Here is a 23,381-nt window from a genome sequence, read left to right on the forward strand (position 1 = left end):
ATATTATATTAATTAAAATTAAATAAATTGAAAGCCTTTATAACCGTATTTTTAAATGGTTTGGGGTGGCAAATTGTTTTTAAAGATTAATCATTTTAATATAAAATTTTAGTTGAAACTCATCGTTTATTGATAAAATATTATTATTTTTAATTTTATTCCAGACAAACATAATAGAAGTACGTAAATAAATGATAGAGACTAAGAAGTCGCTTTTCGATAATCTCCAAAACTTTTTTGGATTTGATAATTTTAAGGGTGAGCAGGAAGCGATTATAACTAACATACTTGCGGGTAATGATACATTTGTAATAATGCCTACTGGTGGTGGCAAATCCATGTGTTACCAATTACCTGCATTAATGAGCGAAGGAACAGCGATTGTGATCTCGCCACTTATAGCATTAATGAAAAACCAGGTCGATCAGCTTCGTGCTTTCGGCGGATCAGACAGCATAGCGCATTTTTTAAATTCATCATTAACAAAGGCAGATATTGCCCGTGTTAAAGAGGATGTTTTAAGCGGCGTAACCAAACTACTGTATGTAGCACCGGAGTCCTTAACCAAACAGGAAAATATAGATTTTTTACGCTTAAACCAAGTGTCATTCGTGGCAGTTGATGAGGCGCATTGTATATCTGAGTGGGGGCATGATTTTCGCCCAGAGTATCGTAAGATAAGACAGGTGATCAGTAATATCGGCGAGAATATACCGATCATTGCTTTAACCGCCACAGCAACGCCTAAGGTTCAGCAGGATATTCAAAAAAATCTGCAAATGAATAATGCGACGATCTTTAAATCATCATTTAACAGATCGAATTTGTTTTACGAAGTACGTGCAAAACGCAACGTTATTAAGGAAATTGTAAAATTTGTTAAGCAAAACCAGGGTAAGTCAGGTATTATCTATTGTCTTAGCCGTAAAAAGGTAGAGGAAGTTGCCGAAGTGCTTAACCTGAACGGCATAAAAGCATTGCCATACCATGCTGGCCTCGATCCTAAAGTAAGGGCTGACACACAGGATAAATTCCTGATGGAAGATGTAGATGTAATTGTGGCAACTATAGCCTTCGGAATGGGTATTGATAAACCCGATGTTCGTTATGTGATACACCATGATGTGCCTAAAAGCATGGAAGGTTATTACCAGGAAACCGGCCGTGCAGGCAGGGATGGCGGCGAAGGTGTTTGCGTAGCGTTCTATTCTCAAAAAGATATAGATAAGTTGCAAAAATTTATGAAGGATAAGCCGGTTGCGGAACGTGAGATCGGTACTCAGATATTGAAGGAAGTTATTGATTATGCCGAGGCTTCTGTATGCCGCCGTAAACAACTGCTGCATTATTTTGGCGAAAACTTTAACGAGGCAGGCTGCAACAATATGTGCGATAACTGCTGTGCCCCAAAAACGTACTTTGATGGCGAAGAGCATTTACACCGCGCACTAAGCCTGATCAAGCAAATAGGTGAGAAGTTTGATGATCATCACATCATCAGCATTTTGATGGGGCAGGATAACGCCCAGATCCATAATTACGAACATCATTTACTAGATGCATTTGGAGCAGGTAAGGAGCAAGGAGAAAATCTTTGGAATTCGTTGCTGCGGCAGGCATTGTTAAATAACTTTTTATCTAAAGATATTGACCAATATGGATTATTACGGTTAACACGTACCGGTAATGCATTCCTGGATAATCCTTACAGTATCCGATTTACATTAAACAGTCCAATTGAGGCTGCTGATGATGATGACTCCGAAGATGGCCCTAAAGCTGGCGGAGGTGCACTGGATGCCCAATTACTGCAGATGTTAAAGGATTTGCGTAAAAAGTTAGCTAAACAAAAAGGTTTACCGCCGTTTGTTATCTTCCAGGATCCATCCTTGGAGGAAATGTGCACACATTACCCTATAAATATCGAGGAGATGAAACACATCTCTGGTGTTGGTGCAGGTAAGGCTATGAAATTCGGTGCGCCATTCGTGGATATGATAAAAAAATATGTTGAGGATAACGATATTGACCGCCCTGTAGATATGGTGATCAAAAGTGCTGCTAATAAATCGGCACTTAAGGTTTACATCATCCAAAATATCGACAGGCACCTTGATCTGGAAGATATTGCTGCATCAAAGGGTTTAAGCTATGAAGAGATCCTGAAAGAGGTTGAAACTATAGTTAACTCTGGTACCAAGCTTAATTTAAACTATTATATTGACGAGGTGATAGACGAAGATAAGCAAGAGGAAGTATTTGATTACTTCCGGTCGGCAGAAAATGATTCCATAGATGAAGCACTGGTTGAATTAGGTAACGATGATTATACTCGTGAAGAGGTTCAATTAATGCGCATAAAATTCATGTCAGAATTAGGAAACTAATAATTACACATACAAATATTCAAGCCCCTGATTTTTCAGGGGCTTTTCTGTATTGTCATTCTTCAGCTTATTATTATAAGTAAGCAGATTGTATAAATAAGTTTACCGTAATAACTAATTTAGTACTTTATAAAAATTGTTATGCCTAAAATAGAACTTTCGCGTGTTAGCGGTGACTTTGGCTTTGAAGCCATAGACGAGTATGGACATATTGTAAAAATGGATAGCAATCCGCAAAGTGGCGGGCAGGATTTTGGTGTGCGCCCAATGCAAATGCTATTAATGGGTTTAGCCGGATGTTCTGCGATAGATGTGATCAGCATATTAAAAAAACAGCGTCAGGAAGTTAGAGACTATAAAATGATTGTCAATGGCGACCGAGAGTCTAATAAGGAACCATCACTATGGAAGAATATTAATATCGAATTTCATATTTATGGTGACGTTGATGTTGATAAAGCTCAAAAAGCTGTTGACTTATCTGTAAAGAAATATTGTTCAGTGGCTGCAACACTTGAAGCTGCTGGTGCGGTTATAAAATATAGTACATTAGTTCATCCTTGATATTTATATGTAATTTAATTTTAATTCGATATAGAAATATATTTAATAATAGATAATTTAATATAGTAAAAATTAATTATTCCAAATTGTTGTATATATTAATAATTTTGTAATTTAAATATGAAATTTTGATGAAATTCGTAATTTGAATACAAAAGTGTACACTTTTGGGCTCAATTATAATCTGGTATTTGTTAATCATATTTTTATTATAATATTTATAAATAGTAATTATTACTTGAGCTGTTAGCTTGTCAATCAATTGATTAACATTTTTGTTTAAGATGGATTTGATATATTTTTATAATCGCTAATTAGGTGGCATTAATGTTGCATTTAAGCAGAAGTTACATCCTGAAAATTAAAAAGGATAAAAACTCACTTAAAGACAATTTTTATGAAATCAAAATTTAAAAAAGCCTCCTTACTCTTAACAGGAATTATGGTAGGAGGTAAACTTTTCGCACAAACTCCTGATACAACAATGGCTGTTAAAAATTATGTTCAGCCTTTTTCACATGGTGGACTTCGCACATGGTCAATTGGCGTTGAAGGTGGTTTATTAACCCCATACACTATTTTCGCCCCAAGTCAACAAGATTATAGATCTCCACACCAGGAAGTTGGCTACAGTGGTTATATTAAAGATCAATTTTTACCTGATTTTGGTATACAGGCTGATTACATGGGCGGTAAAGTTAACGGAGCTGTAACAGCAGCAGATCAAGCAAATAACACTTATAGTGGCTTCAGTACAAAAATAGGTTATGCAGTTGATTTGATGGCTACCTTTACTATTGCCAATATAGATTGGGTAAATAAAAAGAGCTTTATTCAACCTTACGTTAGTTTAGGTGGTGGTGAAATTGGTTACACAGCTACTGTTAGTAACGCCAGTGGAACCTTCAAAGGACAACAAGAGCATGATTTTTATTTACCTGTAGGCGCTGGTTTTAAAATTAATGTAGCTCAAGGTGTAAACATTGACTTAGGTTACCAGGTTGACTTTGTTAATGCTGATGATTTTGATGGTACTATCGTTGGTAACAATAATGACAGGTTCTCTTATGCTCACGCAGGTTTGGAATTTGCTTTGGGAGACAGGCATAAACCACAAATGGCAAATTATAACCCGGTAAATTCAATGCGTACCGAATATTTGATGGATGATCAAAGGTTACAAATTCAATTAAATGAAGAAAGAGCTGCCAACCAGGCTTTACGCTCTGATTTAAATACAACCAATGCTAATCTTGCGAAATTAACAGTTGACTCTGATGGTGATGGTGTACCTGATGTTTATGACAAATGTCCTAACACACCAGCTGGAACACAAGTTGATGGAGCTGGATGTCCGCTACCTGTTAAAAAACCAGATGTTAAAGTTTATGTAACTAACGAAGATAGGGCAGTAGTTAACGAAGCTGTAAAAAACCTTGAATTTGATTTTGGCAAAGCAACAATACGTGAACACTCTGACGAAAGTTTAAACAAATTGGCTACGTTATTAGTGAACAAAGGCTTCAGTTTAAAATTAGCTGGATATACTGATAATGTAGGCTCAGTGGCAGCTAACTTAAAATTATCAAAAGACCGTGCAGAAGCTGTGAAAACTTACCTTGCACAACAAGGTGTTGACCCATCTAAAATAACTGCAGAAGGTTATGGTAAAGCTAACCCAATTGCCACAAATAAAACTGATAAAGGCCGTCAAATCAACCGTCGTGTTGAGTTTAGTATATACTAAATCCAAAGCCTTTCCAAACAAAAAGGGCGCTCAATTGAGCGCCCTTTTTGTTTAATGATATTTTTTTAATTATGCTAAGGCATACAATTCGTCTTTTTGCTTTTGTACAGCATCGCTGTTAATATACTCGTCGTAATCCATTAGCTTATCAATATAACCTGCCGGGGTTAGTTCAATAATACGATTGGCTACTGTTTCTGTTAATTCATGATCTCGCGAAGTAAATAGAATTGTCCCCCTAAAATCCTTCATCCCATTATTTAAGGCAGTGATGGATTCCAAATCCAGGTGGTTGGTTGGTTCATCAAATATCAACATATTGGCTTGCTGTAACATCATACGGCTAAACATGCAACGCATTTTCTCCCCACCTGACAGTACATTACTTTTCTTTAAAACTTCCTCGCCCGAAAATAACATTCTGCCTAAAAAGCCACGGATGAATTGATCATCTTTTTCGCCTGGTGAATATTCGCGCAGCCAATCGATCAGGTTATCAGTTTTTCCTGCAAAGTAGTTGGTATTATCCATCGGGATGTCAGCCATATTAATAGTAACCCCCCACTTGAAACTGCCTTTATATTCAGTATCACGACCTGTTAAAATATCATACAAAGCAGTAGTTGCCAAGCTATTTTGCGATAGCATAGCTATTTTATCACCTTTATTTACTGTAAAACTTATGTTGGCGAATAAAACCTCACCGTTAAGTGTTTTACCCAGATTTTCAACCTGAAGTATCTGGTCGCCGGCCTCACGTCCCAGATTATTGAAAATGATTCCGGGGTATTTGCGGTTAGATGGTTGTATTTCTTCAATATTGATCTTATCCAAGGCTTTTTTACGGCTGGTTGCCTGTTTGGATTTAGATGCATTCGCGCTAAACCTCCTGATGAACTCCTGCAGTTCTTTTACGCGGTCTTCAGTCTTTTTATTTTGATCAGAACGTTGCTTTAACGCCAACTGGCTTGATTCGTACCAGAAAGAATAATTACCGGTGTAAATGGTCATCTTAGCAAAATCAATATCAACTACGTGTGTACAAACAGTATCTAAAAAGTGCCTGTCGTGCGATACTACCAATACAATGGCTTCATACGTAGACAAGAAATCTTCCAGCCAGCTTACGGTATGAATATCCAAATCGTTGGTAGGCTCATCCAGTAGCAAAATATCAGGCTTGCCAAATAACGCTTGTGCCAATAACACACGTACTTTTTGTGTATTATCAAGTTCTTTAACCAACTTATAATGAAATTCTTCTTTGATGCCTAAATTGCTCAACATTGTAGCTGCATTGTTTTCGGCATTCCAGCCATCCATTTCGGCAAAAAGGTTTTCCAACTCCCCGGCGCGCTCGCCGTCGGCATCGGTAAAATCTTCTTTTAGGTAGATAGCATCCTTTTCCTTCATTACGGCATACATTTCTTTGTAGCCCATCATTACTGTTTCAATAACCGGAAATTCGTCAAACGCATAGTGATTCTGGCTTAGCACGGCCATGCGTTCGCCTGGAGTAAAGCTTACTGATCCGCTTGTAGGATCGATATCGCCGGAAAGAATTTTTAGAAAGGTTGATTTTCCTGCACCATTAGCACCGATAATACCATAGCAGTTACCCTGGGTGAATTTGAGGTTAACGTCTTCAAATAATGTTCGTTTGCCGTAGCGAAGAGATAGATTGGATACCGTGATCATGCTGCACCTTATATTTTTGTGCAAAAATACGCTAAATACTTAAATTTAGTAGGATAGGATTTATATATTAATTAATGCATCTAAAGATTACTCAAAAATATTTCACTGGGTACAACTTCCTCCTTATTTATACGTACAAATACTTATTCTGCCGATTTATAAATGAGTTAACCAAGTTAACTTTTGAATAATATTTAAACAGTACTTAAACAGGGATTGAGTTTAGAAATTTATTATAAATTAAAAAGATTATGTGGATATTAATAGCAGGATTAGTTACCATTAACGCATCTATGATGGTTGCGCAAAGCAATAAGCAAAGTAAAGGAACGTATTAGTTTTATATTAGCTTAATAGATTAAATAAATTCGCTGTCTCATTGTCGGCCAATTTTTGTAATGGGCCTGATGCAACTATATTCATCATCATATTCAGGTCGGCAGTAATTACATATAAAACGTTAGTAGCGTTACCATCAGGGCTTAACGTCCATTTAAGTTCTATATCAAACGGTGGCTTTTCTGCCGGAACGATTTTGATTTCTTCATTAACAAAACGCTCATCAATCTTTAATGAAAGTCTAATCATGTTCCTGATCATAAAGCTTGCCTCATCAGTAATAGATTTCCACTCAGATATATCATCGGCAGGCATCAATTTTTCATGATTATTCATATCTGATAAAAAGTTATAAATAACTTCAGCGGGCTTATTGATGTATACAGTACTTTGAAATGTCTTCATTTTTATGATTTTCAGTTGGTTGTTTGCAGTTTGCATTCTGCTATGCAAACCGAGAACTGACGATTGTTTACTGCCCCCAGGTTGACGGGCTTTCGCGCCATTTGGTAAGTAATGCGGTATCGTAAGGAGTTATATACTGATTCTGCTCTGCATATTTAATTAAAGCGCTATAGTTTGATAAGGTAACAAACGGACATTTAGCTTCATTAAAATTATCTGTAGCAATGTCAAATTCGTAAGTGAATATGGCGGCCAATCCAGCTACATCATAACCAGCCTCGCGCAATGCTTCAACAGCCTGCAGGCTGCTTTTGCCGGTAGATATGAGGTCTTCAATAACCACAACCCGTTTGCCGGTAAGTACATCACCTTCAATCATATTACCACGGCCATGTTCTTTTGGTTTTGAGCGAACATAAATGAACGGCAAACCCAATTCCTGCGCTACCAGCACACCTTGAGGGATACCCGCAGTTGCTACCCCGGCAATACATCCAACTGCACCAAACTTTTCTTGTATAAGTTTGGTTAACTGTTGACGGATGTAAGTGCGCGCAGTAGGATGTGACAGTGTGATGCGATTATCGCAATAAATAGGAGATTTCCAGCCTGATGCCCATGTAAATGGATTATTAGGTTGTAATTTAATTGCTTTAATTTGCAGTAGAAACTCGGCCACTTGTTGTTCGGCCTCACTATAGTTAAACATATGGCTCAAAAATACAGAATTTATATTAACGAGAAAGTAATTCTATTAACAGAATCTGAACCTAAAAAGGCAGATAGCTATGAAAGGATTGATGCTCAGATGTTTGATTTGAAAATAATTTACACTTGGATACTGGCTCATCGCAACAATAATTTCTACATAATTTGTAATGATGCCAAAGTTTATATCAAAAATATAATCGCAAATATTACCCTGATAGAAGCTGCTGGTGGTTTGGTAAAGAATAATAAAGGCGAATATTTATTCATTTACAGGAATGATAAATGGGACTTGCCCAAAGGTAAAATTGAAAAAGATGAGAAAACACGTGTTGCCGCCGTGCGCGAGGTCGAAGAAGAATGCGGTATTAAAGTAACTAAACTCGGCGATAAAATATGCAAAACCTACCATGCCTATATTAGCAGGGGCGAGGTTGTATTAAAGAAAACCCATTGGTATGCCATGTACTTTAAGGGTAAATCTAAATTAACACCGCAGCTTGATGAGGGTATTACCGATGTACGCTGGTTTAAGCCAAACCATATTGATGCGATAATCCAGAATACCTTCCCATCTATCTTAGATGTATTGGTTACAGAAGATCTGATTAAAGATAAGCCAGCGCTTCTTTCGGAATAAACTGGGCCACATCGCCGTTGTGGCGCATAATTTCGCGTACGATGGTGGAGCTGATGGATGAATAGCCCGGTTTACTTACAATAAAGATACTTTCGATATCAGGTATCAGCGCGTGGTTCATTTGAGCTATAGCCTTTTCATATTCAAAATCCGATACGGTACGGATACCACGGATCATATGTTCGGCACCGATGCTCTGGCAGAAATTTACGGTAAGGCCTTCATAAGCAATTACATGGATCTTGGGTTCATGTGCAAATACCGCACGAAGCATCATCTCACGTGTCTCTACAGGCAGAAAGCCGGCCTTTGAACTGTTTACACCAATGCCAATATAAACCTTATCGAACAAGCCGATAGACCGTTTTACAATATCAACGTGGGCCTTGGTAACGGGGTCAAATGAGCCTGGGAAAAGTGCGATCTTCATAGATTTGCTTATGCTTGTTACAACAAATATAATGGTATATTATTGAAATACTTGTTTTACTGTATCACGAAACGAGTGAAACAATTGGTATAAATGGTACACTTTTGACTCTGTTTTCGCTTTTAATGATATCAAAAAAACGGTTTTTAAGCCGTTTTTAGTACCAAAAATCGCCTGAAAAGTGTGTTTTTCGCCCATAGAACATGCGCGATTGCCTTAAAAGGTTGTTTTAGCCGCAAAAATGACCTTAAAAAACGACTTTTTATAGGTGTTAGTGTTTCATTCTGAAACAAAAAACGAGAATGAAGAATGACCGTATTTACGCTGTTCAACAAAAGCCAGGTGGTTGCTTAAGTTTTGCAGTGACTGGTGTTCCACGATCAGCATTCCGCCGGGAAGCAATAAGTTTTTCTCAAAAATAATCTTGGGTATTTCGGGTATCTTGCTGAGGTCGTAAGGAGGGTCGGCAAATATCAGGTCGTATTGTTCGGTTTCTATTTCCAGGTATTTCAATACGTCGGCTTTAAAAGGTTTTACCTGAGTAAGCTTATGCTGGCGGGCTGTGTCTTTTACGTAATTGATGCATTGAATACTCCTGTCTATAGAGACAACTTCACTTGCGCCTCTCGAAGCAAATTCAAGCGAAATGTTGCCTGTACCACTAAACAGGTCTAGTACCTTTATACCCTCAAAATCAATTTTATTAAGCAGGATGTTGAATAGCGCCTCTTTCGCCAGGTCGGTTGTGGGGCGTACCGGTAAATTGGTTGGCGGGTTAAGGCGCAGGCCTTTTAAACTACCTCCGATGATACGCATAACGACAGTGCAGCAAGAGCCAGTATTTGGTGAGATTTAACTTCAGCAGGCAGGATTAACACCGAGATTTCGTTTTGCTCCACGCTATTAAAAAAGTCGGCTAAGCGGGCGGCATTTTTATCAGTCACGTTAATATCCCCGCTTACAACCAGTGTAAGGTTTTTTGGCTCGAGCTTAAGCTCCTGGGCTACGTATACCGCGTAGTAAGCAAGCTCATCAGGGTTGTTAAATTCGAAACGGTTGTAAAAGCGGATCTTGCCATTAGCAAAATACAGTATGTCGGCACGTATACTATCAACGTTGATATACATGTTCTGTGCGGTAAGATTGGTATTAGCAATTGCGTTTATCCATCCTTTATTTTCAAAAACTGTATTGGACAATCCATATATTTCAGCCGCATTATTTATCCACTCTGAAACTTTATATACTATGCGGTTTTCATGATCTAAAGTTTGCGCTAAAACCTTCTCGTCTTTCCTGATGTCAAGATAACGGCCAAATTCAGCTAATTTATCCGCGCTAAACAAAGCAGACGGTACTAATGTAAAGCCGCTCGAGTGCATGCCGACAACCATATGTTTATATTCATAACCAAGCAGTTCATGGTCTTCGCCCGGATCGGCCAAAAATTCCAGTTTACAATCTTTTGCCCAGGCCATCAATTTGTTTTGGTAAACTATAGCGTATGAGAATGTTGTGGTGCAGATGTGCAGCAATAAAATATAATTGCTGTTCACCTGGTAAGATGTCAAATTGCTATCTCGGTAGTTATAAATGTGATTACTCATCCTGTTTGAACAAAAGTAATATTTTTCAGAACACTAATCCAACGAATTTGATTGAATTACACGAATGCCTCTCAACGCCATACAAGTGTCTACGCTTGTATTCAAATCTGGTAAGCGAGGATACTTGAATTGGCGATCAAACTAAAAATCAATTACCTACTAATTCATCTACCTTATTTAATAACACCTGGTTCTTAATATCAAGGCTGTATTCCCAAAACATTACCCCGCCTAAGTGGTGCTTTTTCATGTATTGAACTTTATACTTGAAAGCTCTTTCATCATTATAAGTGATAAAAGTGCGCAGTTCAGAGTTCCATAAATAGGGGACCTTCGCTTTTTTATCCCAATGGTATTCATAACCGTTCTTGTTGATGTAGGCTGTAGCCAATGAATCATAACTGAATGAAACATGATGTCCTGCTGATGGCTGGTAAAGCCCTTCATCTGCATTGTTTACATCTGTCCAACCACGGCAGTAAAAAGGCAGGCCCATCACAATTTTTTCAGCAGGAACACCCTCTGCCATATAATTCTCAATAGCCTCAGCTGTACTTACCCGTTCCTGTTTGCCCACAGCGGATTGGTAAAGCGGACTTTGATGCCCGGTTACATGGTCATTGCCATTATAAATATCATAGGTCATCAGGTTTATAAAATCAACATATTGTTGCATGCCGGTAATATCCGTGTGCGACATATAAACCGTATCAACACCTGTAGCCGCAGTCAGTAAGTATTTGCCATGATGATCAGCAGCGTCCTGTTTATCTAATGCTTTGCGAAAATCCCTCATCAATAAAGTAAAATTCTCCTTATCAACCGGCCTAAAGATATTATTCGCGCCTATTTGTCCCGGATATTCCCAGTCGATATCGATACCATCCAGTTTAAATTTGGTAATAAATGCTAAGGCGCTATTTATAAAACGTGCACGTGAGCTATCAGTTAATGATGCATCCGAAAAATAGCGGCATCCACCCCAGCCACCAACCGATATTAACACCTTCATGCCGGGGTTAGCGGTCCGCACACTATCTAGGGTGAGTAAATTGGTAGAGTCTTTTACAGAAGCCGGCGCCAGCACACCTGTTTGAATCAAATGCGCAAAGGCATAAATCATATGAGTCATTTGTCCGGCTTTAATATCTTTCCCCGTCCAGCCATGAACGCCTATATAGCCAACAATAATGTATTTATCTTTTTTGCTTTGCGCCTGCGTAACGGATTGAAATAGTGCTACGAGTATAATTAGTAACAGAACGTGGTTTTTAAATTTCATTTGGTTTGTAATATAGTTTATAAATCTAAATAAAACTTTTTAAAATTATTTAAGAAGATAGTTTTTCTTAGCTTAAATTGTCTTTAGCAATAGCTTATAAAGCCAATGTTATATCTTTGAATGTGTCAGATCAGATCCGCAAAGCTTTCCCGCACGAACCAACCGCCCAGCAACTTGAGCTATTTGATAAGCTGCATAGCTTTTTAACCAGCGGCGCAGGCGAGGAGTGTTTTATTTTGCGTGGCTATGCCGGTACCGGTAAAACAACCATCGTAGGAGCTTTGGTTAAGGCCCTGCGCAGTTACAGTATGAAATCGGTATTGCTGGCCCCCACAGGCCGGGCGGCTAAGGTGATCACCAGTTATTCGGGTAAAAAGGCATTCACCATTCATAAGCGCATCTACCGCAAAAAATCTGCTTTAAATGTTGATGAGTCGTTTTCTATCAGCGATAATATGGCTTCGGATACACTGTTTATTGTTGATGAGGCATCCATGATCTCCGACGAGATCAGCGGCAATAACCGCGAAACATTGCTGCACGATTTAGTTAAATATGTATACAACGAAAATAATTGCAAGCTGCTTTTAGTCGGCGATACTGCCCAATTGCCACCGGTAGGATCAGATGAAAGTCCTGCACTTAATGCAAGATTAATGAAAGCACAGTTCAGCCTGAAAATATTCACCTATGAGCTTACCGATGTGCTCCGCCAGCAAAAGGATTCGGGGATCTTATTTAATGTGACCAACGTGCGCGATATCATCCGAAAGCAAAAAGATGCTTATCCGCAGATCGTGACCAAAGGCTATAAGGATGTTTTTAGGATGAGCAGTGAGAAGCTGGAAGAGGGTTTAAATTATGCCTATCAAAAATACGGTGATGAAAATACACTCATCATTTGCCGCTCCAATAAGAACGCTAACCTGTATAACCGCCAGATCCGTGGCAGGATTTTATGGCGCGAGGAAGAACTCACCGGCGGCGACCAGATCATGGTGGTAAAAAACAATTATTTCTGGTTGCAGGACAAGGAAGAAGGCAGTACCGGGTTTATTGCCAATGGCGATATTGCCCGCATTCGTAAGGTGCGCAAGTTTGAAGAAATGTATGGTTTGCGCTTTGCTGATGTGCAGCTGGAGTTTACCGATTATGCCGAAGACCCGGTTTTGGACTGCAAGATTATGCTGGATACACTGTATTCCGAAGCGCCTGCACTGCCGCCGACGGAACAAAAGCGATTTTATTTAGAGGTAATGAAGGATTACGACCACATCACCAACAAACGCCAAAAACACGAGGAACTGAGGCTAAACCCTTACTATAACGCACTGCAAATAAAGTTCGCTTACGCCATTACCTGCCACAAGGCCCAGGGCGGCCAGTGGGATGCCGTTTTTGTAGACCAGGGCTACCTAACCGACGAAATGGTAAACAAGGATTTCCTAAGGTGGTTTTACACCGCCTGCACCCGCGCCACAAAGGAGTTGTTTTTGGTGAATTTTAACGATCAATTTTTTGCCGCTAAGCGGGATGAACAAGCTTTTTAAAAGAAGCGATTTTTTAATAATGCTATTGCGAGGAAAAAAGTAGTCGAAAGGAGAAAAGCGGCCCCGCGGAGTTCGCGATTGCTTCGGCACTCGCAATGACATGATGGCTAATATTCCTCGATCCCAATTCAACTATTCGCCCAAAATTCTGCACATTTGCATATATGCATTTCCTTTATCCTGCCTTTCTGTTTGCATTAGTTTCATTGGCCATTCCTATCCTGGTTCATTTATTCAATTTTCGGCGATATCAAAAGGTATATTTCAGTAATGTACAGTTCCTGAAACAGGTTAGCGAGCAACAGTCATCACGCAGAAACCTTAAAGAACGCCTGATATTGGCAGCACGTTTATTTGCGCTTACATTTTTGGTACTGGCATTTGCGCGCCCTTATTTAAATAACAGTCAAACCATTAACACAAGCACACAGCAGTCGGTAAGTATATTTGTAGATAACTCTTACTCGATGGAAACCCTTAACAGCGAGGGTTCATTGTTGGATCAGGCCAGGCAAAAGGCTAAGGAAATAGCATCTGCCTATGGCGTAAATGACCGCTTTCAATTATTGACCCAGGATTTTGAAGGCAAACACCAGCGTTTGTTGAGTCGCGATGAATTTAATGATGCGGTAGACGCTGTAAAGATTAGTCCGCAAAACAGGAATCTGCAGCAGGTGGTTGACAGGCAGCAGAATTTATTAGGGATGCAGGCCAATTCAATTAGGTCGATCTATATTATATCCGACTTTCAAAAGAATATCTCGAACATTACTCCGCTCAAAACCGATTCCACTACTAAAATAAATTTCATCCAGCTAAAAGCTAATGAATTACCGAACGTAGCGGTTGATTCGGTTTGGTTGCTGAGCGCCACCCATCGCCCCGGCGAAAGTGAAAAACTGGTAGTTCGCCTGCATAATTATGCAGATACGAAAGCCGAAAAGATCCCGCTGAAGATCCTGATCAATCATGAGCAAAAAGCATTAGGCAGCTATACCATAAACCCGAGGTCGGCGCAAAACGATACGTTGTCAATCTCTGCTTTACAAGCAGGCTGGCAGCACGGCGAGGTTACTTTGCAGGATAACCCGGTTACGTTTGACAACCAGTTTTATTTTAGCTTTAACGTTAAACAGCAAATGCCGGTTTTATTGGTTGATGATGATAAGCCGAATATCTATTTACAGGCTGTTTTTGCTTCCGATAAATTTTTCTCTGTTAAAGACGTACCCGCGGGAAATGTGGATTATGCAGGATTAAGTACCTACCCGGTTATCGTTTTAAGCGATATCAAAACTATTTCCGGCGGTTTAGCGCAGCAGTTAAAAGTGTATATAGTTAAAGGCGGTTCGTTGGTTGTTTTTCCGGCAGTTGATGCGGATCTGAATAGTTATAAATTACTATTACAATCGGTCAATGCGCCATACCCCGTAAAAATACAGACAGAGAATATTAAAGTTGCATCCATCAACCTGCAAAGCCAGGTGTTTAAAGGGATATTCGATAGCTTCCCGCGCAATCCCGATCTGCCTGTTGTAAATAAATACTACCAGTTAAGCAAATCATTAAACAGTGAAAGTTTAATGGCTTTACCGGGCGATAATATATTCTGGGCCTCAAATTCAAGTGGTAAAGGTAAAGTATATGTTTCTGCAGTTCCCCTGAATGACGATTTTAGTAACCTGCAAAGGCATGCACTGTTTTTGCCGGTGATGTTCAGGATAGCATTATTGAGCGGGTACGACCAGCCGCTATTCTACACCATTGGGCAAAATGAAGCTATCGAGATCCCAACCGTGCAAACCGTTGAGAAGCAATTATTGAAGTTGACTAAGGATAGCCTAAACATTATTCCCGATGTTCGGCAGCAAGAGGGAAGCACCTTGATTTATTTATCGGATCAGGTGCAGCAATCAGGTACGTATAACCTGCAAAAGCAGGATAGCACGGCAGCAGTACTGGCGTTCAATGATAATCGTAGTGAATCTGACCTGAGTTATTTAACGCATACTGATCTGGCTAAAATCCTGCCTAAATCGGGCGCGATATTGCAGGCAGGTACCGGATCATTAAAAAATGCGGTGACAGATATAAATATAGGCTTACAATTATGGAAACTTTGTATAATTTTGGCATTGATATTTTTAGCAGCCGAAATACTTTTAGTTAGATATTATAAGGCTAACAAACAAACAATTTTCGCAAGTGATAAAGTGTCGAATTAATCCACATATAAAGCAGCGCAAATGAATTTGCTTATCAAATCCGCCACTGTAATTGATCCTAACTCTTCATTCCATCAAAAAGTTGCAGATATTTTAGTCGAAGACGGTTATATAACGCTCATCGCCCCAAAAGTTAACGCCAAGGCAGAGGTTATTGATGGGACAGGAAAATACGTTACCCCGGGCTTTTTTGATCTGAACTGCAATATTGGTGAGCTTGGGTTGGAAACTAAAGAAGACCTGCAAACAGGGACAAAGGCGGCAGCTTCTGGTGGATTTACAGGCGTGGCGCTAATGCCGAATACCCAACCACCTGTGCACTCTAAAGCTGAAGTTGAATACTTATTAAATCGTGCTAAAAGCAATTTGGTTGATGTTTACCCGTTGGGAACCATCTCGCACAAACGCGACGGTAAGGACATGGCCGAAATGTACGACATGTTCCTGAGCGGTGCCAAAGCCTTTACCGATGGCAACCGCCCGGTGCAGGATGCAGGGCTAATGGAACGCGCATTATTGTATACCAAAGGCTTTAACGCGCTAATATTGTCATACCCCGAGGATACTGCCATAGCAGGAAAAGCAAAAGTACATGAAGGTGAAATGAGTACCCTGTTAGGTATGAAAGGAATCCCGTCATTAGCCGAAGAGCTGATGATAGCCCGCGACCTGTATCTGGCTGAATATACGGGCTCAAAAATTCACTTCAGTACCATATCAACAACACGTTCGGTTGAGTTGATCCGCGAAGCGAAGAAAAATAAATTGAAAGTTACCTGTGATGTTGCGGCCCATCATTTAATATTAACCGATGAAGCTTTAGCAGGCTTCGATAGCCAGTATAAAGTAAAGCCACCGCTACGTACACAAAGCGATGTTGACGCGCTGATAGCCGGCTTAAAAGACGGCACTATAGACGCAATTGTATCACAGCATACACCGCACGAGGTTGAGTTTAAAGATGTAGAGTTTGAGGTTGCCGAATACGGCATTATCGCGCTGCAAACTGTTTTCCCAATCTTATTGAAGGCCGGATTGGATATTAACCTCATTGTACAAAAATTGGCCATCAAACCACGTGAGATATTGAACGTGGAAATTGCAAGTCTTATTGAAGGCAAAAAAGCTAATTTGACATTGCTTGACCCTAAAGCGGAATGGCAATACACTAAACAAAATAACCAGTCAAAATCCTATAATTCTCCTTTCATCGGGCAGAACTTAAAAGGCAAAGTAGTGTTATCCTGTAACAACAATCACCTATTTAAATCATAACGATCATGATCGACCCGAAAATTAAATCAGCAATCGAAGCGTCATTAGGCGCTTATGCTGAATATACCAACTTTGATGCTGTTGCGCTTACCGATACCTTTTTTGAGGTATTTGCCGCCGACGAAGACTTTTTAACCAAAGTTGACTTGCTTGACGAAGTCTTCGATACCAACAATGATATTGAAGAATTGCGCGAAGTATATTTCGATATGCTGATGATCAACTTTTTCAGCCAGGATGTTAAAAAACTGGAAGAAGATTACCTTGATTCGCCGGAATGGGAAGCTATTGAGGAAGAAACATTAGACAGGGGGACAGAATTGTTAAACCTGCTGTTATATCTGAACGAGTGTGAGGACGAAGAGATAGAACCGAGCCTGGATGATTACCTGAAAGAGTTTTTATTGGTTGATGAAGACGAATTCCAGGATGAGTACCAGATATATGAGCCGGTAATTGCCAACCAAATCCTGATTGAAAGCCCGGTTGAGGAAATTGCCCGTTTTGCTAAACAATTACCGGATGATTCAGAATTGAAAGATTTGTTTTACCCGATGATGTGTTTCTTCTCCAACTCAGAATTCTCTGAAGATGAGTACGAAAACATGGCAGAGAACGCGCCTGTTCCTGAGTTTGATATGGCGGTTTTAGAGATCTTAATTGCATTTAATTAGGTTCATGAGTTTAAAACCAGATGAGAACGGTGCCGGGGAAAAAACTAATATCGACCGGAAATTAAGAATAAATGCAATAATTAAGGGTGTAATGTTGGGAATAATCGTCCTTACATTAAGCATTATATCCTACTATTTTATAACTACATCACAAGTACCTGGCCTTATTATTGCCGGCCCGTACTTTTTCGCCATTATTATACCTTTAGCGGTAACTATTTTGTTTATTCTCAACATGCGCAAAAAGCTTGGCGGCTTTTGGTCATTTAAACAATCGGTTGCTGCCGTTTTTATAATGTTTTTAATAAGTTTCCTGATCCTTACAATTGGAAGGGATTTCATTTTCGCTAAGCTTATCGAACACGATATGGTAACCAAAACCGAGCAGGTTATGGTAAATCTGAGGATAAAAGGCATGAAAACTGGCGGTGCTAACCAAAAGCAGATCGATGCTGAAATTGCTGATATGAAAAAAACTTTTGCTGCTGACAACGGCGTGGGACTTTTCTCACTTGTGCAGAATTATATTATCGGCGTGATCATGCTATTTGTATTGTCGCTTGTATTTGCATCTATCTTTAAAAAAGAACCCGTTTAAGTAAATGAAGGTTTGGTGGGATAATTTTGTTACTTTAGTATCAAAAATCCTAACCAAATGAATCAATTAATTAATAAACTATCTTTTAAAAATGGCCTTATCATAGGCGGTATTTCTGCTGTACTTACGCTGGTGTTTTATTTTATCAATCCTGTAATACAGTATACCAATTTTATTGTTCCATTACTAACACTGGTTATAGTTATTGCCCTGTTAGTAATATTAGCAATCGATATAAGGAAAAGAGTTGGGGGTTTTTGGACCTTCGGGCAGGCATTTTTAAGCCTGTTTATAACAAGCGTATGCATTATCATTATCAGTTTGATACTTAACTTTATAATTCTGAAATTAAACCCGACATTGCCGCAAGCAATTAATGATGCCATGTCCGATACGATGCAGCAACGCCTTGGAAAATTAGGTATTGATCAGGATCAGATAGATAAATCTACCAAAATGTTTACTGATGGTGAATTTATTGATAAAATTCAACCAACGCTGTTCAACCAAATTAAAACGTTGGGTTCAGGACTTATACTTTATGCTATTATCGATCTGATCATAGCGGCATGTATCAGAAAAAATCCTCCTATGATTGCTGCCGAAGCAGTTAATGAAACTATTGAATAATAATTTACATTCCCATAAAAAAAGCGCTTAATGATTTTTCATTAAGCGCTTTTAGTTTATATGGATCAGCTTTATTAATGCTTCACAATCTGTTTAAATATATCGTTACCGAATACAAATACCATCAGCGTGATCAGCAGCACAAATCCAACAATTTGCGCACGCTCTAAAAATTTATCGCTTAGTGGTTTGCCTTTAATCATCTCTATTAACAGGAATAAAGAGTGACCGCCATCTAATGCCGGGATGGGTAACAGGTTGGTGAATGCTAACACCATTGATAATAGGCCTACCAGGCTCCAGAAACGAACCCAATCTATCACACCACCAAACATGGTCGCGATTTTTACAGGGCCGCTTACGGCTTTGTTAAACTTAACGTCGCCTGTAAATACTTTTCCTAATCCTTTGGCATCATCCGTAAATGTTCCCCAGGCTTTTGATGCGCCAATAGGTAATGACGCCAGGAAACCATATTTAATAGTATCCTCCTTAACCAAATCTCTTTTAGCAGAAAAACCAATAGTGCCTTCAGCTGTAACGTTTGATGTTAAATGAACGGTGTCGCTTCCGCGTTTAATCAGTAAAACAACTGCTTTATTCTTATTTAGAGCCAATTGCGATTGTAATTGGTCAAAAAACCTGATCGGATTGTTGTTTACAGCAACAATGCTATCGCCTTTTTTCAATCCTGCTTTTTGCGCGTTGCTGCCAACCATTACCGAGTCGACCATAAATTGAGTTCGTGGTTCGTGGCTGATGAACTGTTCTATACCATCGTCCGAAAGGTCATTTAGTATTCCTTTTGGTACTGTGAGATTTAGCTTTTGGTTACCCCGTTGTACATTTAGCACTGAGTGGTTTAGCAAAACGTTAGAGCTGGTAAGGTCGTCAAACCGTTGTATCGGCACGCCATTAACGGCGTAAATTTGGTCGCCGGGTTTAAGGCCCATTTTAATACCGATCTCGCCGGGTACAATGCCATAATGCGCATTTGCTACAGGTATATAAGTTTCACCATATCTAACCGTCAGCATCCAAAAAATGAAAATACCCAGTATAATATTAACGGTTATACCCGCCAGCATCACGATCAAACGCTGCCAGGCTGGTTTTGAACGAAATTCCCAGGGTTGCGGGGGGCCTGCAAGCTGTTCGGTATCCATAGATTCATCAATCATACCGGCAATTTTTACGTAACCGCCTAATGGTAACCATCCTATTCCGTATTCAACGCCTTTGTAGTTAAATTTAAATAAGCTAAAATTCCAGGCATCAAAAAACAGGTAAAATTTTTCAACCTTTATTCCAAAAGCCCTTGCAGCTAAAAAGTGGCCAAGTTCGTGCAGAATTACCAGGATCGAGAGTCCCAGTATCAACTGGCCAACCATTATTACTATACTCATTCTATAATTAAATATGTACTGCCTTTAACGGCATTTTTTCTATTAAGTTTTGCGCAAATATGCGGGTTTCTTTATCAGTATTCAAATAATCATCCAACACGGGGTTGGTGGTGAAGCTGATCTGCTGCATGCAGGTTTCGATAATATCACTCATGGCTAAAAAACCTATTTGATTATCCAGGAAACCTTTTACAGCTATCTCGTTGGCTGCGTTGATGATACAAGGCATATTGCCGCCTTTTTCCAAGGCATCAAACGCTATTCCGAGGTTACGGAATGTTTTGGTGTCAGCTTTTTCGAAGGTTAAATTCGGGAAATCGGTAAAATTAAACCGTTTAAAATTATTCTTTAATCGATTTGGGTAGGTAAAGGCATATTGGATAGGCAGTTTCATATCTGGCAAACCCATTTGTGCTTTGATCGATCCATCCTCAAATTGTACCAGCGAGTGAACGATTGATTGGGGGTGCACGATCACGTCGATCTGCTCGGTCATTAAGTCAAATAACCACTTTGCTTCTATTACTTCTAAACCTTTATTCATCAGCGAAGCAGAATCAATGGTAATCTTGGCGCCCATTACCCAGTTAGGATGTTTAAGTGCATCCTCACGCATTACATGTGCCAGGAAATCTAAGTCCTTGCCCCTGAACGGACCGCCGGAAGCAGTGAGGATGATTTTTTCAATGGCATTGTTTTCCTCGCCTGCAAGACATTGGAAAATGGCCGAATGCTCAGAATCGACAGGTAAGATCTTTACATTGTATTTCTTAGCCAAACCAGTGATCATTTCTCCTGCAACAACCAAAGTCTCTTTATTGGCTAACGCGATATCTTTACCGGCTTTTATGGCAGCAATTGTAGGCTCTAAGCCTGCAAAACCAACCATGGCTGTTAAAACAATATCAATATCAGGATGAGTTACAATATCGGTGATTGCTTCAATTCCAGCTAAAACCTTCACCCGGGTATTTGCCAGCAAATCTTTTACATACTGATATTTGCTTTCATCACAAATAACAGCATAGGCAGGTTCAAACTGTAAAGCCTGTGCAATCAGCAGTTCGGCATTGCTTTGCGCGGTGATTACATAAGCCCTGAACAGATCGGGATTTCCGCCGATGACTTGTAATGCCTGCGTACCAATACTGCCGGTAGACCCAAGAATAGCTATATTCTTAAGATTGCTTAATTGTTGTATGGTTATATTGTTAGTCAAATGCTGATGTATTAATTATTAAAAGCCAACTAAACTTTTAATCTTTCCTCTGTGAATTTTATTAATTGATGTATTTCTCGCGGTAATCTGTCTACCATCTCATTAAGTTGAAGAAATTGCTCATCAGATATTAAATTTCTAAGCTTAGATTTCAAGAGCCAATCACTGCATTCCTTTACAGAACCGAAACTATAATAATAAAACTTAATCTTATCTTTCTTATGATATCTTCCAAATCCTTCAGCTATATTGGCAGAAATAGAATCTGCAGCATTAACAAATTGTTTACCAATAGTATCTTTGGCAAAATAATCCCATTTTATTACAAGCTCCCAAACTATATTATTAAAAGAGAATGCGGTTTTATAAGATGTTAAATCGCCGAGTTGTAAAAACTTCTTTTCTATGTTTTCAAGCATTAAAACTATATTTAAATAACGCTATATAACTGACTAAACTATCAACACAGCAATTAAACAATAAAACATTTATCAATTAACTATATACTCCTTTAATCCATCCGCAATCTTCCTGTCGTTTGACAGGCGCGGGACTTTATTTTGCCCGCCCAGTTTTCCCTGTGCACGCATATAATTTATAAAAGTATCCTTTTTTAAACTCCTAATCACCAGCGGTTGTAAAATATTACCTTCTATCAGGTCAAAATAATAAATATTTTTCTTTTGCAACGCTTTGTCCACTTTTTGCCTGAATACTTGCAGGTCCTTTGGCTCGGTACCGAATTCAATAAACCATTCATGGTAAGGTAATTCTCCTGCCGGTGGATTTACCTGTGGCGCCACGGTAAATTCAACAACCTCAATACATTCTTCTTTGGCTATGCTCATCAACGCATGTTCAACCTCTTCGCCAATAACATGCTCGCCGAAGGCTGAAATAAAGTGCTTAATACGTCCTGTAACCAGTATTTTGTAAGGGTTTTTTGAAACAAATTTAACAGTATCGCCTAAACTGTATCCCCACAAACCGGCATTGGTATTTAATATTAGCGCGTAGTTTTTGTTTAGCTCGATGTCCTTTAAGCTGATGCGGATTGGGTTTTCATTAAAGAATTCATCAACCGGTGTAAATTCATAAAATATCCCGGAATCGACCTGCAACAATAATCCTTTTTCTTTTTGCGAATCCTGAAAGGCGATAAAGCCTTCTGATGCCGGGTAGGTTTCAATCGTATCAATAGCAAAGCCGATACTTTCTTCGATTTTTGCGCGATAAGGCTCATAATTTACGCCGCCGTAAACAAAAAGTTTAAAGTTTGGGAATATTTCCCTGATCTTTTTGCCGTTACTTTTTGCCGATAGCCTGTCGAAATACATCTGGCACCATGGGGGGATGCCTGAGATCAGGCGCATATCTTGGTTGATGGTTTCATCAACGATGGCATCAACCTTTTGCTCCCAATCTTCAATACAATTGATCTCGAAACTCGGCATTCTATTTTTTTGGAGGTAACCCGGAACATGATGGGCAACAATACCTGAAAGCCTGCCTGTATCGATACCTGATTTCTTACTTAATATAGGGCTGCCTTGTAAAAAAATGAGCTTGCCATTTAAAAAATCAGCATTACCAGTTTCGTGTACATAGCTCAACAATGCATTGCGTGCTGAAGTGATATGCGCGGGCATGCTTTCTTTGGAGATTGGGATATATTTTACACCTGAGGTGGTACCCGATGTTTTGGTTAGATAGAGTGGTATGCCGGGCCAAAGGATATTTTCTTCACCATTGGTTACACGCTCGATATAGGGGCGAAGGTCTTCGTAATCACGTACAGGGACTTGATTTTTAAAATCATCATAGGTCTTGATCTTATCAAAACCATGCACCTTGCCAAACTCTGTATTTTTTGCCTGGCTGATAATTTTTTTGAAAATGTCCTGCTGCAAAGCTACCGCGTTTTGGCGGATGTTATTTAATTGCCGGTTAACCAGCAGGGCGAATACCTTACTTAATGCAGCCTTTAAACCCATGTT

Annotated in this window: 21 protein-coding genes; 10 read left to right on the plus strand and 11 right to left on the minus strand. The window is 39.3% G+C overall.

What is annotated here, in order from left to right; translation table 11 throughout:
• Positions 1 to 194: 194 nt before the first annotated feature.
• The 3 genes from recQ to ACYZ0U_RS09700 all read left to right on the plus strand — a co-directional run bounded on the left by recQ (position 195) and on the right by ACYZ0U_RS09700 (position 4,698).
• A complete protein-coding gene (recQ, locus tag ACYZ0U_RS09690; RefSeq protein WP_461453693.1) occupies positions 195 to 2,387 on the plus strand; it encodes a DNA helicase RecQ in 2,193 nt (730 codons plus the stop codon).
• 141 nt (positions 2,388 to 2,528) lie between these two features.
• Positions 2,529 to 2,951, plus strand: a complete 423-nt coding sequence (locus ACYZ0U_RS09695) for an OsmC family protein (RefSeq protein ID WP_461451888.1) — start codon at positions 2,529 to 2,531, stop codon at positions 2,949 to 2,951.
• Between the two features lie 397 nt (positions 2,952 to 3,348).
• Positions 3,349 to 4,698: an OmpA family protein gene (locus tag ACYZ0U_RS09700; RefSeq protein WP_461451889.1), complete on the plus strand. Its 1,350-nt coding sequence runs from the start codon at positions 3,349 to 3,351 to the stop codon at positions 4,696 to 4,698.
• A gap of 69 nt (positions 4,699 to 4,767) precedes the next feature.
• Here ACYZ0U_RS09700 and ACYZ0U_RS09705 read toward each other — a convergent pair whose 3' ends face one another.
• From ACYZ0U_RS09705 to pyrE, 3 genes are all read right to left on the minus strand, one after another.
• Entirely contained in the window at positions 4,768 to 6,396 is a 1,629-nt protein-coding gene (locus ACYZ0U_RS09705; RefSeq protein ID WP_461451890.1) for an ABC-F family ATP-binding cassette domain-containing protein, read from the minus strand.
• 345 nt (positions 6,397 to 6,741) lie between these two features.
• The gene (locus ACYZ0U_RS09710) at positions 6,742 to 7,140 is read right to left on the minus strand and encodes an SRPBCC family protein (protein ID WP_461451891.1); all 399 of its coding nucleotides are present in this window, start codon (positions 7,138 to 7,140) and stop codon (positions 6,742 to 6,744) included.
• A gap of 67 nt (positions 7,141 to 7,207) precedes the next feature.
• The gene (gene pyrE, locus ACYZ0U_RS09715; protein ID WP_461451892.1) at positions 7,208 to 7,849 is read right to left on the minus strand and encodes an orotate phosphoribosyltransferase; all 642 of its coding nucleotides are present in this window, start codon (positions 7,847 to 7,849) and stop codon (positions 7,208 to 7,210) included.
• Between pyrE and ACYZ0U_RS09720 the strand changes: the two genes are divergently transcribed.
• Positions 7,850 to 8,488 carry an NUDIX hydrolase gene (locus ACYZ0U_RS09720; RefSeq protein ID WP_461451893.1) on the plus strand — a complete coding sequence of 213 codons (639 nt, stop codon included), beginning with the start codon at positions 7,850 to 7,852 and terminating at the stop codon, positions 8,486 to 8,488.
• On the opposite strand, the gene coaD is transcribed toward ACYZ0U_RS09720, so the two are convergent.
• The 4 genes from coaD to ACYZ0U_RS09740 form a co-directional block, all read right to left on the minus strand.
• Positions 8,457 to 8,918: a pantetheine-phosphate adenylyltransferase gene (gene coaD / locus ACYZ0U_RS09725; RefSeq protein WP_461451894.1), complete on the minus strand. Its 462-nt coding sequence runs from the start codon at positions 8,916 to 8,918 to the stop codon at positions 8,457 to 8,459. The genes ACYZ0U_RS09720 and coaD overlap by 32 nt on opposite strands.
• Before the next feature lie 279 nt (positions 8,919 to 9,197).
• Complete coding sequence (gene rsmD, locus ACYZ0U_RS09730; protein WP_461451895.1) at positions 9,198 to 9,734, minus strand: 16S rRNA (guanine(966)-N(2))-methyltransferase RsmD; 537 nt, start codon at positions 9,732 to 9,734, stop codon at positions 9,198 to 9,200.
• Entirely contained in the window at positions 9,710 to 10,525 is an 816-nt protein-coding gene (locus tag ACYZ0U_RS09735; RefSeq protein ID WP_461451896.1) for a DUF3822 family protein, read from the minus strand. The genes rsmD and ACYZ0U_RS09735 overlap by 25 nt, the downstream gene beginning before the upstream one ends.
• Before the next feature lie 148 nt (positions 10,526 to 10,673).
• Entirely contained in the window at positions 10,674 to 11,807 is a 1,134-nt protein-coding gene (locus ACYZ0U_RS09740; protein WP_461451897.1) for a glycoside hydrolase family 18 protein, read from the minus strand.
• A gap of 116 nt (positions 11,808 to 11,923) precedes the next feature.
• Here ACYZ0U_RS09740 and ACYZ0U_RS09745 point away from each other — a divergent pair, with 116 nt between their 5' ends.
• The 6 genes from ACYZ0U_RS09745 (at position 11,924) to ACYZ0U_RS09770 (ending at position 18,759) form a co-directional block, all read left to right on the plus strand.
• Positions 11,924 to 13,357 (plus strand): ATP-dependent DNA helicase, encoded by a 1,434-nt coding sequence (locus tag ACYZ0U_RS09745; RefSeq protein ID WP_461453695.1) that lies wholly within the window; start codon positions 11,924 to 11,926, stop codon positions 13,355 to 13,357.
• A 164-nt stretch (positions 13,358 to 13,521) separates the two neighbouring features.
• Positions 13,522 to 15,582, plus strand: coding sequence for a BatA domain-containing protein (locus ACYZ0U_RS09750; protein WP_461451898.1), 2,061 nt, complete (start codon positions 13,522 to 13,524; stop codon positions 15,580 to 15,582).
• Positions 15,583 to 15,603: 21 nt separating this feature from the next.
• Entirely contained in the window at positions 15,604 to 16,857 is a 1,254-nt protein-coding gene (locus tag ACYZ0U_RS09755; RefSeq protein ID WP_461451899.1) for a dihydroorotase, read from the plus strand.
• Between the two features lie 5 nt (positions 16,858 to 16,862).
• Positions 16,863 to 17,531, plus strand: a complete 669-nt coding sequence (locus ACYZ0U_RS09760; protein ID WP_461451900.1) for a hypothetical protein — start codon at positions 16,863 to 16,865, stop codon at positions 17,529 to 17,531.
• 4 nt (positions 17,532 to 17,535) lie between these two features.
• On the plus strand, positions 17,536 to 18,129 hold the full coding sequence (locus tag ACYZ0U_RS09765) for a DUF4199 domain-containing protein (RefSeq protein ID WP_461451901.1): 594 nt from the start codon (positions 17,536 to 17,538) through the stop codon (positions 18,127 to 18,129).
• 57 nt (positions 18,130 to 18,186) lie between these two features.
• Complete coding sequence (locus ACYZ0U_RS09770; protein ID WP_461451902.1) at positions 18,187 to 18,759, plus strand: DUF4199 domain-containing protein; 573 nt, start codon at positions 18,187 to 18,189, stop codon at positions 18,757 to 18,759.
• Positions 18,760 to 18,833: 74 nt separating this feature from the next.
• Here the strand turns inward: ACYZ0U_RS09770 and rseP are convergent, their stop codons facing one another.
• The 4 genes from rseP to ACYZ0U_RS09790 all read right to left on the minus strand — a co-directional run bounded on the left by rseP (position 18,834) and on the right by ACYZ0U_RS09790 (position 23,378).
• On the minus strand, positions 18,834 to 20,165 hold the full coding sequence (gene rseP, locus ACYZ0U_RS09775; protein ID WP_461451903.1) for an RIP metalloprotease RseP: 1,332 nt from the start codon (positions 20,163 to 20,165) through the stop codon (positions 18,834 to 18,836).
• Positions 20,166 to 20,172: 7 nt separating this feature from the next.
• On the minus strand, positions 20,173 to 21,384 hold the full coding sequence (locus ACYZ0U_RS09780) for a 1-deoxy-D-xylulose-5-phosphate reductoisomerase (RefSeq protein ID WP_461451904.1): 1,212 nt from the start codon (positions 21,382 to 21,384) through the stop codon (positions 20,173 to 20,175).
• Positions 21,385 to 21,413: 29 nt separating this feature from the next.
• On the minus strand, positions 21,414 to 21,803 hold the full coding sequence (locus tag ACYZ0U_RS09785) for a four helix bundle protein (protein ID WP_461451905.1): 390 nt from the start codon (positions 21,801 to 21,803) through the stop codon (positions 21,414 to 21,416).
• Positions 21,804 to 21,875: 72 nt separating this feature from the next.
• The gene (locus ACYZ0U_RS09790; RefSeq protein WP_461451906.1) at positions 21,876 to 23,378 is read right to left on the minus strand and encodes a GH3 auxin-responsive promoter family protein; all 1,503 of its coding nucleotides are present in this window, start codon (positions 23,376 to 23,378) and stop codon (positions 21,876 to 21,878) included.
• Positions 23,379 to 23,381: the final 3 nt, after the last annotated feature.

It is taken from the genome of Mucilaginibacter sp. (assembly GCF_965225845.1).
Lineage (GTDB): Bacteria > Bacteroidota > Bacteroidia > Sphingobacteriales > Sphingobacteriaceae > Mucilaginibacter.

Coding starts and splice junctions, on each gene's coding strand:
- ACYZ0U_RS09695 (WP_461451888.1), top strand. CDS start 2,529: ATGCCTAAAATAGAACTTTCGCGTGTTAGCGGTGACTTTGGCTTTGAA.
- ACYZ0U_RS09700 (WP_461451889.1), top strand. CDS start 3,349: ATGAAATCAAAATTTAAAAAAGCCTCCTTACTCTTAACAGGAATTATG.
- ACYZ0U_RS09705 (WP_461451890.1), bottom strand. CDS start 6,396: ATGATCACGGTATCCAATCTATCTCTTCGCTACGGCAAACGAACATTA.
- ACYZ0U_RS09710 (WP_461451891.1), bottom strand. CDS start 7,140: ATGAAGACATTTCAAAGTACTGTATACATCAATAAGCCCGCTGAAGTT.
- pyrE (WP_461451892.1), bottom strand. CDS start 7,849: ATGTTTAACTATAGTGAGGCCGAACAACAAGTGGCCGAGTTTCTACTG.
- ACYZ0U_RS09720 (WP_461451893.1), top strand. CDS start 7,850: ATGGCTCAAAAATACAGAATTTATATTAACGAGAAAGTAATTCTATTA.
- coaD (WP_461451894.1), bottom strand. CDS start 8,918: ATGAAGATCGCACTTTTCCCAGGCTCATTTGACCCCGTTACCAAGGCC.
- rsmD (WP_461451895.1), bottom strand. CDS start 9,734: ATGCGTATCATCGGAGGTAGTTTAAAAGGCCTGCGCCTTAACCCGCCA.
- ACYZ0U_RS09735 (WP_461451896.1), bottom strand. CDS start 10,525: ATGAGTAATCACATTTATAACTACCGAGATAGCAATTTGACATCTTAC.
- ACYZ0U_RS09740 (WP_461451897.1), bottom strand. CDS start 11,807: ATGAAATTTAAAAACCACGTTCTGTTACTAATTATACTCGTAGCACTA.
- ACYZ0U_RS09750 (WP_461451898.1), top strand. CDS start 13,522: ATGCATTTCCTTTATCCTGCCTTTCTGTTTGCATTAGTTTCATTGGCC.
- ACYZ0U_RS09755 (WP_461451899.1), top strand. CDS start 15,604: ATGAATTTGCTTATCAAATCCGCCACTGTAATTGATCCTAACTCTTCA.
- ACYZ0U_RS09760 (WP_461451900.1), top strand. CDS start 16,863: ATGATCGACCCGAAAATTAAATCAGCAATCGAAGCGTCATTAGGCGCT.
- ACYZ0U_RS09765 (WP_461451901.1), top strand. CDS start 17,536: ATGAGTTTAAAACCAGATGAGAACGGTGCCGGGGAAAAAACTAATATC.
- ACYZ0U_RS09770 (WP_461451902.1), top strand. CDS start 18,187: ATGAATCAATTAATTAATAAACTATCTTTTAAAAATGGCCTTATCATA.
- rseP (WP_461451903.1), bottom strand. CDS start 20,165: ATGAGTATAGTAATAATGGTTGGCCAGTTGATACTGGGACTCTCGATC.
- ACYZ0U_RS09785 (WP_461451905.1), bottom strand. CDS start 21,803: ATGCTTGAAAACATAGAAAAGAAGTTTTTACAACTCGGCGATTTAACA.
- ACYZ0U_RS09790 (WP_461451906.1), bottom strand. CDS start 23,378: ATGGGTTTAAAGGCTGCATTAAGTAAGGTATTCGCCCTGCTGGTTAAC.